14 protein-coding genes and 1 pseudogene are annotated in these 13952 nt (G+C 29.3%); 10 read left to right on the top strand and 5 right to left on the bottom strand.

The features are described 5' to 3' along the window. The 4 genes and pseudogenes from Q0V09_RS03030 to ptsP all read right to left on the bottom strand — a co-directional run. Window positions 1-295 (bottom strand): annotated as a pseudogene (locus Q0V09_RS03030) (30S ribosomal protein S1); the annotation flags it as partial. Then, window positions 288-1154, bottom strand: coding sequence for a 4-hydroxy-3-methylbut-2-enyl diphosphate reductase (ispH, locus tag Q0V09_RS03025; RefSeq protein WP_297405130.1), 867 nt, complete (start codon window positions 1152-1154; stop codon window positions 288-290). The pseudogene Q0V09_RS03030 and the gene ispH, both read right to left, overlap by 8 nt. A gap of 4 nt (window positions 1155-1158) precedes the next feature. Next, window positions 1159-1428 carry an HPr family phosphocarrier protein gene (locus Q0V09_RS03020; protein ID WP_297405133.1) on the bottom strand — a complete coding sequence of 90 codons (270 nt, stop codon included), beginning with the start codon at window positions 1426-1428 and terminating at the stop codon, window positions 1159-1161. Further along, on the bottom strand, window positions 1425-3176 hold the full coding sequence (ptsP, locus tag Q0V09_RS03015) for a phosphoenolpyruvate--protein phosphotransferase (protein WP_297405135.1): 1752 nt from the start codon (window positions 3174-3176) through the stop codon (window positions 1425-1427). The genes Q0V09_RS03020 and ptsP overlap by 4 nt, the downstream gene beginning before the upstream one ends. Before the next feature lie 190 nt (window positions 3177-3366). Between ptsP and hrcA the strand changes: the two genes are divergently transcribed. The 10 genes from hrcA to smpB all read left to right on the top strand — a co-directional run bounded on the left by hrcA (window position 3367) and on the right by smpB (window position 13249). Next, a complete protein-coding gene (gene hrcA, locus Q0V09_RS03010) occupies window positions 3367-4371 on the top strand; it encodes a heat-inducible transcriptional repressor HrcA (protein WP_297405137.1) in 1005 nt (334 codons plus the stop codon). Next, on the top strand, window positions 4352-4894 hold the full coding sequence (gene grpE, locus Q0V09_RS03005) for a nucleotide exchange factor GrpE (protein WP_297405138.1): 543 nt from the start codon (window positions 4352-4354) through the stop codon (window positions 4892-4894). Before hrcA ends, grpE begins: the two co-directional genes overlap by 20 nt. A 61-nt stretch (window positions 4895-4955) precedes the next feature. After that, window positions 4956-6770 (top strand): molecular chaperone DnaK, encoded by a 1815-nt coding sequence (gene dnaK, locus Q0V09_RS03000; protein ID WP_297405140.1) that lies wholly within the window; start codon window positions 4956-4958, stop codon window positions 6768-6770. Window positions 6771-6850: 80 nt separating this feature from the next. After that, window positions 6851-8026: a molecular chaperone DnaJ gene (gene dnaJ / locus Q0V09_RS02995; RefSeq protein ID WP_297405142.1), complete on the top strand. Its 1176-nt coding sequence runs from the start codon at window positions 6851-6853 to the stop codon at window positions 8024-8026. A 66-nt stretch (window positions 8027-8092) separates the two neighbouring features. Beyond that, window positions 8093-8365, top strand: coding sequence for a preprotein translocase subunit YajC (yajC, locus tag Q0V09_RS02990; protein ID WP_297405144.1), 273 nt, complete (start codon window positions 8093-8095; stop codon window positions 8363-8365). A gap of 73 nt (window positions 8366-8438) precedes the next feature. Then, entirely contained in the window at window positions 8439-9470 is a 1032-nt protein-coding gene (locus Q0V09_RS02985) for an N-acetylmuramoyl-L-alanine amidase (RefSeq protein ID WP_297405146.1), read from the top strand. A gap of 9 nt (window positions 9471-9479) precedes the next feature. Further along, window positions 9480-10019 carry a GerMN domain-containing protein gene (locus Q0V09_RS02980; protein ID WP_297405148.1) on the top strand — a complete coding sequence of 180 codons (540 nt, stop codon included), beginning with the start codon at window positions 9480-9482 and terminating at the stop codon, window positions 10017-10019. A 60-nt stretch (window positions 10020-10079) separates the two neighbouring features. After that, a complete protein-coding gene (gene yqeK / locus Q0V09_RS02975) occupies window positions 10080-10661 on the top strand; it encodes a bis(5'-nucleosyl)-tetraphosphatase (symmetrical) YqeK (protein ID WP_297405150.1) in 582 nt (193 codons plus the stop codon). Continuing rightward, a complete protein-coding gene (rnr, locus tag Q0V09_RS02970) occupies window positions 10662-12809 on the top strand; it encodes a ribonuclease R (protein WP_297405152.1) in 2148 nt (715 codons plus the stop codon). It abuts the gene before it with no gap. Then, complete coding sequence (gene smpB / locus Q0V09_RS02965; protein ID WP_297405154.1) at window positions 12806-13249, top strand: SsrA-binding protein SmpB; 444 nt, start codon at window positions 12806-12808, stop codon at window positions 13247-13249. The genes rnr and smpB overlap by 4 nt, the downstream gene beginning before the upstream one ends. Before the next feature lie 37 nt (window positions 13250-13286). On the opposite strand, the gene Q0V09_RS02960 is transcribed toward smpB, so the two are convergent. After that, window positions 13287-13952: OmpP1/FadL family transporter (locus tag Q0V09_RS02960; RefSeq protein WP_297487099.1), on the bottom strand; the 666-nt coding region annotated here is incomplete at its 5' end.

Below are 13952 nucleotides of genomic sequence, written 5' to 3'. Positions count from 1 at the left end.
CGTTTCCGATTTCTTGGTCAACTCTTCTTTTTGATCCAATTAAAACAAGTGCATCGTCTTCTTCCATTTTTGCAACTACTAAAACTTCAACAGTATCTCCAACTTTATACCCAGTTAACTCATCTGTTTTCACTCTCACACTTGCGGGTTGTCCTGCTACTTCTAAATATGAATAGTTTCTATCCATACTTCCTATTGTTCCACTTACTTTAGTTTTTATTTCTTCTTCCTCTTTTACAGGCATATATTCATTTAGTAGTGCTTCAAAATCTTCGTAGTGATCAAAGTTAGACATTAAACTTCCCCCTTATTTTATTTTCTATTTTTTTTATTACTTCTTCTGGAGTCGATGCTCCCGCTGTTATCCCAACCTTCATATCGGGTTTAAATATGGATAAATTTAGTTCCTTATCATTTTGGATTAAATAACTATTTTGATTATTTTTTAACGCCACTTCAAGCAGTTTTTTGCTATTCGAGCTTTTTATATCTCCAATAACAATAACTATATCTACTATTTTAGATAAACTCTTAGTTGCTTCTTGTCTTTCACTAGTTGCTCCACATATCCTATCAAATATCTTAGCATTTGAATAGTGTTTTTGTAAATATTCTTTTATCTCTAAAAACTTTTCTTTATTTAAAGTAGTTTGAGTTAATACAGAATATTTTTTTTCTTTATTAAAATCAGCTTTTTTTAACTCTTCAATTGTTTTAAATATATGTATATTTTTACCAAAAGATATAATTCCTTTTACTTCCGGATGATCTTTATCTCCAATAAAAATTATTTCATCTTTCTCCTCTTCCCTCTCCAAAAGAATCTCTCTTATTTTAGTTACAAATATACAAGTGGCATCTTCAATAATAACACCTTTTTTTCTTAGTATTTCATATATCTCTTTTGTAGTTCCGTGTGCTCTTATTATTACAATATCACCTTTTTTCAGGTTATCTTTTCCCTCTAATAACTCCTCTTCATGTATTGTTAAAAATCCAATTTCTTTCATTCTTTTTACTACATCTTTATTATGTACAACCATACCTAATATATATTTTCTATACTCTCTGCTTTCAGAAATTTCATAACAAGTTTCAACTGCTTTTTTAACTCCAAAGCAAAATCCCATTTTATCTGCTCTTAAAATTTCCACAGGTTTACTCCTCATTAAATTTTTTAACTTCCACAAGATCAACTAATTCTTCAATCATTTGCTCTTCATCTTCTCCATCACATTCTAAAATTAAAGTTCTACCTTGCTCTGCAGCTAGAAGCATTAATCCCATTATACTTTTCCCATTTATAACTTCATCTTCATAAATTATATTTATGTCTGCATCATACTTGCTGGCTACTTGTACAAATAAAGATGATGGCCTTGCATGGAGTCCAGCTTTATTCTTTATCGTCACTTCTGTCTTTTTCATAAATTTTTTCTCCTCTTTTCTATTTTTATTAAGTACTCATTGAGTATCTCTTTTATACAACTTGCATTTTCAGCTTTTAATATTTGCTCATGTATCTTTTTTAATTCTGATATTTTTATTTTTCTTATTAAATTTCTAACTTTTGGAATAAAAGCTGGAGCCATACTTAAGTTTTCAATTCCCATACTAAGCATTGCCACAACAGCTTGTTCTTCTCCTGCCATTTCTCCACAAACAGAAACTTTTTTACCTTTTTTATTAGCAGCATCTGCCACTATATTTATTGCTCTAATTATTGCTGGGTCATAACAATCATATAATTTTTCTGCAATGGGACTAAATCTATCTGTTGCTAGTATATATTGAGTTAAATCATTTGTTCCTATTGAGAAAAAATCTACGTGTTCTATAAATACATCTGCTAACATTACCGCTGATGGAACTTCAACCATCATTCCTATTTCAATATCTTCTTTATATTCTAATCCATCATCTCTTAATTCTTTTTTGCATATTTTTAAAAATTCTTCAGCTTCTTTTATCTCATTTAAATTTGTAATCATAGGATACATCATTTTAATATCATGATCTTTTGCAGCTCTTAAAATTCCTTTTACTTGATTTTTAAATAATTTTTTATCAGATAAAGTTAGTCTCATACCTCTACAACCTAACGATGGATTTTCCTCATCAGCCATTTTATAATAAGATAACTTTTTATCTGCACCTATATCCAATGTTCTTATTATTATTGGTTTATCTGGTCCAAACTCTTTAGCTATATTATCGTATATTTTTCTTTGCTTCTCTTCATCTGGGAACTCCTTAGCATCCATATATATAAGCTCTGTTCTTAAAAGTCCAATCCCATCTGGTTTTTTCTTATTTACTTGAGTTATATCAAGACGCCCTCCTACATTTACATGAAGATAGACTCTTTTTCCGTCTAAGGTTACCGTCTCTTTATCTATTGTTTCCTCTATTTCTTTTATTTTATTTCTATACTTTCCTTTTTCTTCTATATATTTATTTAGTGTCTTTTCATCAGGATTACTTATCACTTTTCCCTCTAAAGAAGTGGTATCTAAAATTATTTGATCTCCCCACTCCATTGAAAACAGGTCATGACCTCCCATCAGTGTAGGTATTTCTAAAGCTTTAGCCAGTATTGCAGTATGTGATGTTTCTCCAATATACTCCATTATTATTCCTGCTAATTCTACTCCACTGTAATAAATTTTTAATAATTCAGAAGGTAATAATTCACTTATAACTAATATTTTCCCATGTAAATTTTCATTTACTGTATTTTCACTAGTTAAATTTAAAATTATTCTTTCACTAATATCCTTTATATCAAGTGCTCTTTGTTTATATATTGGGTCTGCTATTTTTTCAAACATCTCGATATACCTATTCGATACCTTTCTCACAACACCTTCCGCATTATTTTCCTCTTTTTTTATTCCTTTTTTTATATCATTTATAAATTGTGGGTCATCTAACATCATTATATGAACTGTTAATATTTGTAAATCTTCTTTATTAATTTTTCCATGAAGATCACTTTTTATCTTTTTTATATCAGCTTTTGCTTTCTGAACAGCATCTAAAAATCTTTTTATTTCTTCTGTTACTTTATCTGATGCAATCTTATAATTTTCAATATCCACCTTTTTTTTTCGTTCAATATAAGGCTGCCCTATTACTATTCCTGGAAATATACTCTTACCACTAATAGTTCCCATGATATTCACCCCTTAAATATTTCTTTTTTTCACACAAATTATACTCTATGTATATTGCTTTTTCAAAATAATTTTTATATTTTAAAAAAACTATTTGACAAATCTTTTTTTTTGTATTATATTATTTCCATGATTAGCACTCTCTCAAGCCGAGTGCTAACAACCTAAAAATAAAAGAGGTCGATTTAATATGATTGTTAGCGATAGAGAACGTTTAGTTTTTAGTGCTATTATTGATTTCTATCTTCTTTCTGGAGAGACAATTGGTTCTAGGACTTTAGTTAAAAAGTATAATATTGACCTATCTTCAGCTACAATCAGAAATGTAATGTCTGACCTTGAAGATAAAGGTTTTATTTCAAAAACTCACAGTTCTTCTGGTAGAATCCCTACAGATAAGGGATATAAATTTTATTTAGATGAATTATTAAAAGTAGAAAAATTAACACTTGAAGAACAAGCTCGTATTAATTCTGTATATGACAGAAAAATGAGAGAATTAGATTCTGTTTTAAAAAGAACATCCACTCTTCTTTCAAAACTTACTAATTGTATGGGTGTTGTTATTGAACCAACACATAGAAGAGAAAAAATAAAAAAAGTTCAACTTGTACATATTGATGATTATATGGCTATGGCTGTTATCGTTATGGAGAATAAAAGTGTTAGAACTAAAAAAATATTCTTTGATGAAATGTGTTCAGAAGATGATTTAATTAAATTATCTAACAAAATAAATCGAGAAATAGTTAAAAAATTACCTGAACCTCATGAAATTGATCATTTAATTGATTTCGTTTATGCTGAAGTAGAAGGTAAGCTGTTTTTAGAAAATTCATCTGAAATATTCAAAGACAAACAAGTTAACGAAATTTCTGATGTTTTAGATATATTCTCTAAAAGAGAAAAAATAAAAGAACTTTTTGAAGATGCTATTAAGTCTAAACCTTTTAAGGAAGGAGAAGTTAATATTATTTTTGGAGAGGAACTTGCAGTAAAGGGATTAGAAGATTATAATTTTGTTTATTCTGTATATAATATGGATAATTCTCCAGGTGTTATTGGTGTCATGGGACCTAAAAGAATGGCTTATTCTAAAACTATGGGTGTTATACAGCACATAACTGAAGAAGTTAACAAAGTTATAAAACAAATTGGAAATGAAGGAGATATTAATGTCAGAGAAAAAGATTAATGAAGAAATAATTAAAGAAACAACAGAAACTATTAATGAACCTGAAATAGTATCTGAAGAAATTACAAATGATGAAGAAATTGGAAAGTTAAAAGCTGAAGTTGAAGATTGGAAAAATTCATATCTAAGAAAACAAGCTGAATTCCAAAACTTTACTAAAAGAAAAGAAAAAGAATTTGATGACTTAAAAGCATTTGCTTCTGAAAAAGTTATTGTTAAAGTTTTAGATAGTATAGATAATTTAGAGAGAGCTATTGCCGCTTCTTCTGAATCAAAGGATTTTGATTCTTTAGTAAAAGGAGTTGAATTAACTCTTTCTCAAATGAAAGGTATCATTACTAGTGAAGGTGTTGAAGCAATTGAAACTGAAAAAGCTTCTTTTGATCCACATTTACATATGGCAGTTGCTGTAGAAGAATCAGCTGATCACTCTAATGATGAAGTTATTGCTGAATTCCAAAAAGGTTATAAAATGAAGGGGAGAGTTATCAGACCCTCAATGGTTAAGGTTTGTAAAAAATAAATTAAAATACATAAAATTGAAATTTAAATAATAAAATTTGAAGTTTATAGGAGGATTTAAAATGGGAAAAATTATAGGAATTGACTTAGGAACTACAAACTCATGTGTTGCTATCATGGAAGGTGGATCTACAACTGTTATAACAAATGCTGAGGGTGCTAGAACAACTCCATCTGTTGTTAACATTAAAGATAACGGAGAAATTATAGTTGGAGAGATTGCTAAAAGACAAGCAATAACAAATCCTACTACTACAATTTCATCAATCAAAACTCATATGGGTTCTGATTTCAAAGAAACTATTAATGGAAAAGTTTATACTCCACAAGAGATTTCTGCAATGATCTTAAAAAAATTAAAATCAGATGCTGAAGCTTATTTAGGTGAAACAGTTACTGAAGCTGTTATTACTGTTCCTGCATACTTTAACGATGCTCAAAGACAAGCTACAAAAGATGCTGGTGTAATTGCTGGATTAGACGTTAAAAGAATTATAAATGAGCCAACTGCTGCTGCTCTTGCTTATGGACTTGAAAAAGGTGGGAAAGAAGAGAAAGTATTAGTATTTGACCTTGGTGGAGGAACATTTGACGTTTCTATCCTTGAAATTGCTGATGGTGTAATTGAAGTTATATCTACATCAGGAAACAATCACTTAGGTGGAGACAACTTTGATGATGTTGTTATTAAATACTTAGTAGAAGAGTTCAAAAAAGAAAATGGAATTGACTTAGCTAATGATAAAATGGCTTTCCAAAGACTTAAAGATGCTGCTGAAAAAGCTAAAAAAGAGTTATCTTCATTAATGGAAGCTCATATCTCTTTACCATTCATAACTATGGATGCAACTGGACCTAAGCATTTAGATATAAAATTAACTAGAGCTAAATTTAATGATTTAACTAAAGATTTAGTAGAAGCTACACAAATCCCTACAAAAGATGCTTTGAAAGCTGCTGGAATGAATCCATCAGATATTGATGAGATCTTATTAGTTGGAGGATCTACTAGAATTCCTGCAGTTCAAGAGTGGGTTGAATCTTACTTCGGTAAAAAACCAAATAGAGGAATAAATCCAGATGAGGTTGTTGCTGAAGGTGCTGCTATTCAAGGTGGAGTATTAATGGGAGACGTTAAAGATGTATTATTACTTGATGTAACTCCATTATCACTTGGTATTGAAACTTTAGGTGGAGTTTGTACTAAGATTATCGAAAGAAATACAACTATACCAGTTAAAAAATCACAAGTATTCTCAACTGCTGTAGATAATCAACCAGCTGTTACAATTAATGTACTTCAAGGAGAAAGAGCAAAAGCTTCTGATAACCATAAATTAGGTGAATTCAACTTAGATGGTATTCCAGCTGCACCTAGAGGAATTCCTCAAATCGAAGTTACATTTAATATAGATGCTAACGGAATTGTTCATGTATCTGCTAAAGATTTAGGAACAGGAAAAGAAAGTAATGTAACTATTTCTGGTTCTACTAACCTATCTGCTGACGATATTGAAAAAATGAAAAAAGATGCAGAAGCTAATGAAGCTGAAGATAAAAAATTCAAAGAGTTAATTGAAACTAGAAATAAAGCTGATATGTTAATCGCTTCTACTGAAAAATCTGTTAAAGAACATGCAGATAAAGTAACTGAAGAAGAGAAAACTGCAATAGAAACTGCTATCGAAGAACTTAAACAAGTAAAAGACGGAGAAGATAAAGAAGCTATGGAAGCTGCTATTGAAAAATTATCTACAGCTGCTCATAAATTAGCTGAAGAAATTTATAAAGATGCTCAAGCTGCTCAACAACAAGGTGGAGCTCCAAACTCAGAAGCTCAAAATGATGATGTTGCTGATGCTGAGATAGTTGACTAATATTAGTTATTAATATATACTTTACTTAAGGGATAGATAGTTTTCTATCCCTTATTTTAAGAAATGGAGGATTATTCGAAATGGCAAAAAGAGACTTTTATGAAGTCTTGGGAGTTTCTAAGGGAGCTTCTGATTCAGAAATAAAAAAAGCATATAGAAAAGCAGCTATGAAATATCACCCAGATAAATTTAGTGGTGCTTCTGAAAAAGAAAGAATTGAAGCTGAAGATAAATTTAAAGAGGTTAATGAAGCTTATCAGATTTTATCTGATGAAAATAAAAAAGCACAATATGATAGATTCGGTCATGCAGCCTTTGAAAATGGTGGTGGCGGTGCTGGTGCTGGAGGCTACGGTGGTGGTTTCGGCGGTGGCGGAGGTTTTGAAGACCTTGGTGACATCTTCGGATCATTCTTTGGTGGCGGAGGTGGTGGCTTTGGTGGTTTCGGCGGTTCTGAAAGAAGAGGTCCTGAACCAGGTGAAGATTTAAGATATAATCTTGAACTTACACTAGAAGAAGCTGCTAAAGGTGTAGAAAAAACTTTAAAATATAAAAGACAAGGGAAATGTAATTCATGTAATGGAACTGGAGCTGAGAAAGGCTCTAAAATGCATACTTGTAAAAAATGTAATGGAAGCGGTACTATTCAAGTAACACAAAGAACTGTTTTCGGAACTTTCCAAACTGCTCAAGAGTGTGATGCTTGTCATGGTAAGGGTGAGGTTCCTGAACATAAATGTAAAAAATGTGGCGGATCTGGAATAGATAAAGAAACTGTAGAAAAAAATGTTAAAATCCCTGCTGGTATTGATGATGGTCAAAAACTTAGACTATCTGGTATGGGTAATGCAAGTCCTGAAGGTGGTCCTAACGGAGATCTTTACGTTTATATCAAAGTTAAAAACCATCCATTCTTTGAGAGAAGAGGAGAAGATATTATCTGTGAGGTTCCTATTACCTTTACTGAAGCAGCTATTGGTGGCGAGATAGAAATTCCTACATTAAATGGTAAGAAAACTATTAAAGTCCCTGCTGGAACTCAAAATGATAAACTATTCAGATTAAAAGGTGAAGGAATTAAAAACCCTAGAAGTCCATACACTGGTGACCAAATTGTTAAAATTAAAATTGAAGTCCCTGTAAATCTAAATGATGAACAAAAGGAATTATTAAAAAAATTCGATGAAAGTCTAAAAGATAAAAATCATCAAAAACATAAAAACTTTTTCAACAAACTAAAAGATTTCTTCGCTTAAAATTTATTGAAAAGAGTATTACCTTGTGGTATACTTGATTTAGAAAAAATATAAGGGGGCTATTAAATGAACGAATTATTTGCTAAATATGGTGGGATGGTTCTTACATTTGCTATTTGGGCAGCTGTATTCTATTTCCTACTAATTTTACCAAACAAGAAAAAACAAAAAAAGCACCAAGAAATGTTAACTTCACTAAAAGAAGGTGCTGAAATAATCACTACTAGTGGAATAAAAGGTACAATAACAAGTATAGGTTCTGAATTTCTATCTGTAAGAATAGATAAAGGAGTTCACATTTCTATACTAAAAAATTCTATTTCAAGAGTTTTAAAATAAAAATATCTACGAGGATGGAATAGATAATCTTTTCCATCCTGTTTTATTTATAACTAAGTTACGGAGTGAAATCATGAAAAAATTATTTTTTTTTATTATATTTTGTTTATTATCCCTGTCTATTTTTGCAAACTCCCTTGTTAAAAATATAAGACTAAATACAACTGTTCCGCAACTTGTATTAGATATATCAAGTAAAACAAAACCTAAATTTACAAGTAGCTATGATGAGTATAATAGACTTCTTTTTATTGAAATTGAAAAAACAAACTTAAATTCTAAAATTAATATGTCTAAATTTATTGGAAAAAATATTAACAAAATTGATGTTCTTGACTATGGTAAAAATTTAGGTCTTTTTATAAAGCTAAATAAAAATGTATCTCATAAAGTTTTCTCTTTAAATAATCCCCATAGAATTGTCATTGATTTTAGAAATAATGGCTCTAAGAAAAAAGAGTTTACTGTTACTATTGATGCAGGTCATGGTGGTAAGGATCCTGGAGCAATTGGCTTTAGAAAATATCGAGAAAAAGATTTAACTTTGGCTGTTGCAAAAAAATTAAAAGCAAAGCTTTCAAAAGATTTTAATATTATTATGACAAGAGAAAGTGACCATTTTGTTACCTTATCCAATAGAAGTAGAATTGCAAATAGAGGAAAAGCTGATTTATTTGTTAGCTTACATATTAATTCGTCTAAAAGCTCTAAAGCTCACGGTATGGAAATATTTTATTTTTCAAAAAAATCTTCACCATATGCAGGTAGAATAGCTGCTTATGAAAATAGTTTTGGGGAAAAATATGGGGAAAAGACCACTAGTATTGCACAAATTATGGGTGAACTGGCTTATAACAAAAATATGGAAAAATCTATTGCTATTGCTGAACCTTTAAATACATCTTTATCTCGTAGATTAAATATGAAAGATAGGGGAATTTATGGGGCTAACTTTGCAGTTTTGAGAGGTTTTAATGGCCCAGGTATATTAGTGGAACTTGGTTTTATCAGTAATAAAAATGAAGTTTTAAAAATGTCAAGAACAGCTAATCAAAATGTTATGGCTGATGAAATTGCTAAAAAAGTTAGAAATTTCTTTTATTAAGGAGGAAGTATGTGTAAAAAAGTTAAGATTTTTCTTGCTTTTCTTATTATAGTTACTGTTGGAACAGGATTTTACTCTCACAAGTTAAATGTGATTAGTACTGAAGTTACACCTATTACAGCACCTAAAGTTGAAAATTTAAAAGAAAAACAATTAACGACAACTATTTATTTTCCAAATTTAAAAGAAAATAAATTAAATACAGAAGAAATTATTATTCCTAATAATTTAATAACTAAAGAAGGAATTTTAACAAATATTATAAATCAACTTATAAAAAAATTAAAATCTGATAATACTATAAAAGAGGGAATCTATAAATTTGAAATCTATAGTAAAAATAAAAATCTTTATTTAGATTTAGATTCAAAAATACTATTATCTGCAAATAATCCTCAAGAAGAATTATTAATTATTTATTCATTTGTTAATAGTTTACTATCTCCAGGTGGAGCAGATAAAGTTATATTACTAATTGATGGAGATCCTACTAAAAAAGTTAACTTCATTAATATTAGTAACTATTATAGAAAAAACAGTGATATATAACCTATCTATGTGGGAGTTTCTATTTTATAGAAACTCCTTTTTAAAAATTGGAGGATGGAAATGGATATAAATTACTTTAAAAAAAAATTAAAAGAAGTTTTATCTGAAAAAAGATACAATCATTCTATTCGAGTTATGGAAACTGCACAAGAATTAGCTAAACTTTATAATGCTAATATTAAAGAGGTAACTATTGCTGCTCTTTTACATGATTATGCAAAGGAATTTCCTAAAAAAGACCTTATTGATATTTGTAAAGAATGTTGCTTGGAAGAAACAAATGATTATTTACAAGCTGGACAAATACTTCATAGTTTTGCTGGAGCTCACTTTGTCAATAAACATTTAGGTATTACAGATACTGATATTTTAAATTCTATAAAATACCATACAACTGGTAGAGAAAATATGGAATTAATTGAAAAAATTATATATATTGCAGATGCAATTGAACCTCAACGTTCATATATGCATGTTGATGAAATTAGAAAATTAGCCAAAGAAAATATTGATCAAGCTATTTTATTTGAAGTAAATAAAAAAATAGAGTATCTAATTTCTAATAATTCTATTATTCATCATAACACAATTAAACTTCGTAACTGGCTAATTACAAAAGTGTTGAATAACCAAGGAGGTTAAATGAAAAAATTAGATAAACAACTAGAACAATTAAAAAAAGTTTTTAAAGGAAGCAAATCTCTTACTCAAGAGGAACTAACTAAATTAATGGGATGGTCTCCTAAATATAGAAAAGATAACAGAGAACTTTTAGAGCAATGGATTGATTCTGGTGAATTAATGAAAAATAAAAGAAATAAATATAATATTCCAGAAAACTTAGGATTTATTAAAGGAAAGTTCTCTAATATTAAAGGTAAATTTGCCTTTGTTGATAGTGATACTGAAGGATATTTTATTCCTAGAAGTAAATTTGGAACAGCTCTTGATGGTGATATTGTTTTAATTAAAGTAGAAGAACCTGAAGGAAAAGGGAAAAAAGAGGGAGAAGTTGTTCATATTGTAAGTAGAGAAAAAAATACTATTATTGGTGTTTTTGAAAAGAAAGAAAACTTTGGTTTTGTAAGACCAACTCAATCTTTTGGTAGAGATATCTATATTCCTAGAAACTTTTTTGGTGGAGCTAGAAACGAGGAGCTTGTTGTTGTTGAAATGATCTCTTGGGGGACTGACGAAAAGAAACCTGAAGGTAAAATTATTGAAAGAATAGGTAATCCTTATGATACTGATAATATGGTTAAAGCTTTAATTATTAGAGAAGGTATGTCAGAAGATTTCCCTGATGATGTTATTGCAGAAGCTCGTAAAATCTCAGTTAATATATCTCAAGAAGAGATTAAAAAAAGAAGAGATTTAAGAGATCTTCCTATTATAACAATTGATGGCGATGATGCTAAAGATCTCGATGATGCTGTTTATGTTGAGAAATTAGAAAATGGATTCTATAAACTTTTTGTTTCTATAGCTGATGTTTCTCATTATATTCCAACTGGTTCTCTTCTTGATAAAGAAGCTGAAAAAAGAGGTAACTCTGTTTACTTAGTTGATAGAGTATTACCTATGTTCCCTAGAGAAATTTCAAATGGAATTTGTTCTTTAAATCCAAATGAAGATAAATTAACATTCACTTCTGAATTATTAATTGATAATCAAGGAAGAGTTTTAGATACTCAAACATATAAATCTGTTATTAAAACAGCTCATAGAATGACTTATACAAACGTTAATAAAATTATAAAAGAAGATCAAGAGATGACTGAAAAATATAGTGATATTGTTCCTATGATTTTCACTATGCTTGAACTTTCTAAGATAATAAGAGCTATTAAATTTAACAGAGGAAGTATTGATTTTGATCTACCTGAAGTTAAGGCAATTTTAGGTGAAGATAAAAAAGTTAAATATTTAAAAAATATTGAAAGAGGAGAATCAGAAAGAATTATTGAAGATTTTATGATTATGGCCAATGAAGCTGTTGCAGAAAAACTTTTCTGGTTAGAAATGCCATCAGTTTATAGAATTCATGAAACTCCTGATCCTGAAAGAGTTAAAACTTTAAGTGAAACTCTATCAAAATTTGGATATTCTTTACACTCTTTTGAAGATTTACATCCTAAAAAATTCCAATCTATCATTAGAGATTCTGAAGAAAAAGGGATTAATATGATAGTTCACAAAATGATTTTAATGTCATTAAAACAAGCTAGATATAGTGTTGAAAATGTCGGTCACTTTGGACTTTCATCTAGTTACTACACGCACTTTACTTCACCAATTAGAAGATATGCAGATCTTTTAGTTCATAGAATACTTAATATTGCAAATCATGGATATCCAAGTAAAAAACAGTATGGAATGCTTATTAACTACTTACCTGAAGTTACTGTTCATATTTCTCAAACTGAAAGAAAAGCTATGAAAATTGAAGATGAAAGTATAAAAATTAAAGTTGTTGAATATATGCTTGATAAAATTGGAGATGAATTTAAATCTACTATTGTTGGATTTAATAATAAAAAGATTTTCTTTGAAACTGAAGAACACGTTGAATGTTTCTGGGATGTAACTACTGCTCAACATTATTATGAATTTGATGAAAATGATTATGTTATGAAAGATGTTGATACTGGTAGAGAGTTCCACCTAGGAGATAAAATGGATATTCTAGTTGCTAGAGCTGATTTACAAATGTTAGAAATTGAAGTTGTTCCAACAGAATTCCAAAACGAATATACTAATAATAGAAGAAATGAAGGGAGATATAGATGATCTTAGCGAATAATAAAAAAGCGTTTTTTGATTATTTTATTGAAGACAGATTTGAAGCTGGTATTGAACTTATCGGAAGTGAGGTTAAATCAATAAAAGCCACTAAAACAAGTATTAAGGAAGCATTTATTAGAATTATTAATAATGAAATATTTATAATGGGAATGTCTGTTGTTCCTTGGAACTTTGGTAGTATTTATAACCCTGATGAAAGAAGAGTTAGAAAACTTCTTCTTCATAAAAAAGAGATACAAAAACTACATGAAAAAGTTATGCAAAAAGGATATACTATTGTTCCTTTAAATATACATCTTTCAAAGGGATATGTTAAAGTGGAAATAGCTCTTGCTCGTGGTAAAAAGAATTATGATAAAAGAGAATCTCTTGCTAAAAAAGATCAACAAAGATCAATTGAAAGAGAAATTAAAGAAAAATATTAAAAAAATGCTGAGATTTAGTCTCAGCATTTTTATTTTATTAGAATTTATATGTTGCAGATACTCCAAAAGCCTCTACACGCTTTTTATATGTTATTTGTGTTTCTTTATTTGTTCCTGGTTTGTAATCTACATATGAGTATGCTCCAATAAATTGAAGTTGCTCACTATAGTTATACTTTAATCCTACAGAGTACATATTTGCATCTAATGGATAATCTGTATCTGTATAAGTCTTCTCATTAGCTCCTGTATTTGTATACTGGTAACCTGTCATAAATGTAAACTTCTCATTTAATATATAATCTAATCCAACAGCTAAATCATAACCATTATCATAGTTCTTATAGTTTCCTACAGTATCTCCAGTTCCTTTTATAAAGTAGTAGTTTCCTGAAGCAAGAAGAGTTAATCTATCTGTTGCCTTATATGAAGCTCCCATTGCTGCCATTGCTGGTAGGTTTCTTTCTCCATTCCCTTCTTCTGTCCATTGTTTTACAGATGGATCTGAAGTTACTGCTCCATATAAAATATCTCCTAACACTGGATTTAGAGAATCTTTTGTTGAATTTTTAAATCCATTTTTTAAGTTTGTTTCTTTATTATTAAAATCTAATTTCGTTTCTGTTTCATATCTCATCCCAAGGTTAAATTTTTCATTTGGATGATAGTTTAATCCTAAAATTCCAGTTACTCCATAAGCTTC

The sequence above is a fragment of the uncultured Cetobacterium sp. genome (assembly GCF_947039425.1).
Classification (GTDB): Bacteria; Fusobacteriota; Fusobacteriia; order Fusobacteriales; family Fusobacteriaceae; genus Cetobacterium_A.
The sequence above is the reverse complement of the archived record's forward strand: the minus strand, read 5'-3'. Positions and strand labels throughout refer to the sequence as shown.

Excerpts from the sequence above, each read along its gene's own strand:
- Q0V09_RS02985 (WP_297405146.1), top strand. The coding sequence starts at position 8,439 with ATGAAAAAATTATTTTTTTTTATTATATTTTGTTTATTATCCCTGTCT.
- yqeK (WP_297405150.1), top strand. The coding sequence starts at position 10,080 with ATGGATATAAATTACTTTAAAAAAAAATTAAAAGAAGTTTTATCTGAA.
- dnaK (WP_297405140.1), top strand. The coding sequence starts at position 4,956 with ATGGGAAAAATTATAGGAATTGACTTAGGAACTACAAACTCATGTGTT.
- rnr (WP_297405152.1), top strand. The coding sequence starts at position 10,662 with ATGAAAAAATTAGATAAACAACTAGAACAATTAAAAAAAGTTTTTAAA.
- grpE (WP_297405138.1), top strand. The coding sequence starts at position 4,352 with ATGTCAGAGAAAAAGATTAATGAAGAAATAATTAAAGAAACAACAGAA.
- dnaJ (WP_297405142.1), top strand. The coding sequence starts at position 6,851 with ATGGCAAAAAGAGACTTTTATGAAGTCTTGGGAGTTTCTAAGGGAGCT.
- Q0V09_RS02980 (WP_297405148.1), top strand. The coding sequence starts at position 9,480 with ATGTGTAAAAAAGTTAAGATTTTTCTTGCTTTTCTTATTATAGTTACT.
- Q0V09_RS03020 (WP_297405133.1), bottom strand. The coding sequence starts at position 1,428 with ATGAAAAAGACAGAAGTGACGATAAAGAATAAAGCTGGACTCCATGCA.
- yajC (WP_297405144.1), top strand. The coding sequence starts at position 8,093 with ATGAACGAATTATTTGCTAAATATGGTGGGATGGTTCTTACATTTGCT.
- ptsP (WP_297405135.1), bottom strand. The coding sequence starts at position 3,176 with ATGGGAACTATTAGTGGTAAGAGTATATTTCCAGGAATAGTAATAGGG.
- smpB (WP_297405154.1), top strand. The coding sequence starts at position 12,806 with ATGATCTTAGCGAATAATAAAAAAGCGTTTTTTGATTATTTTATTGAA.
- hrcA (WP_297405137.1), top strand. The coding sequence starts at position 3,367 with ATGATTGTTAGCGATAGAGAACGTTTAGTTTTTAGTGCTATTATTGAT.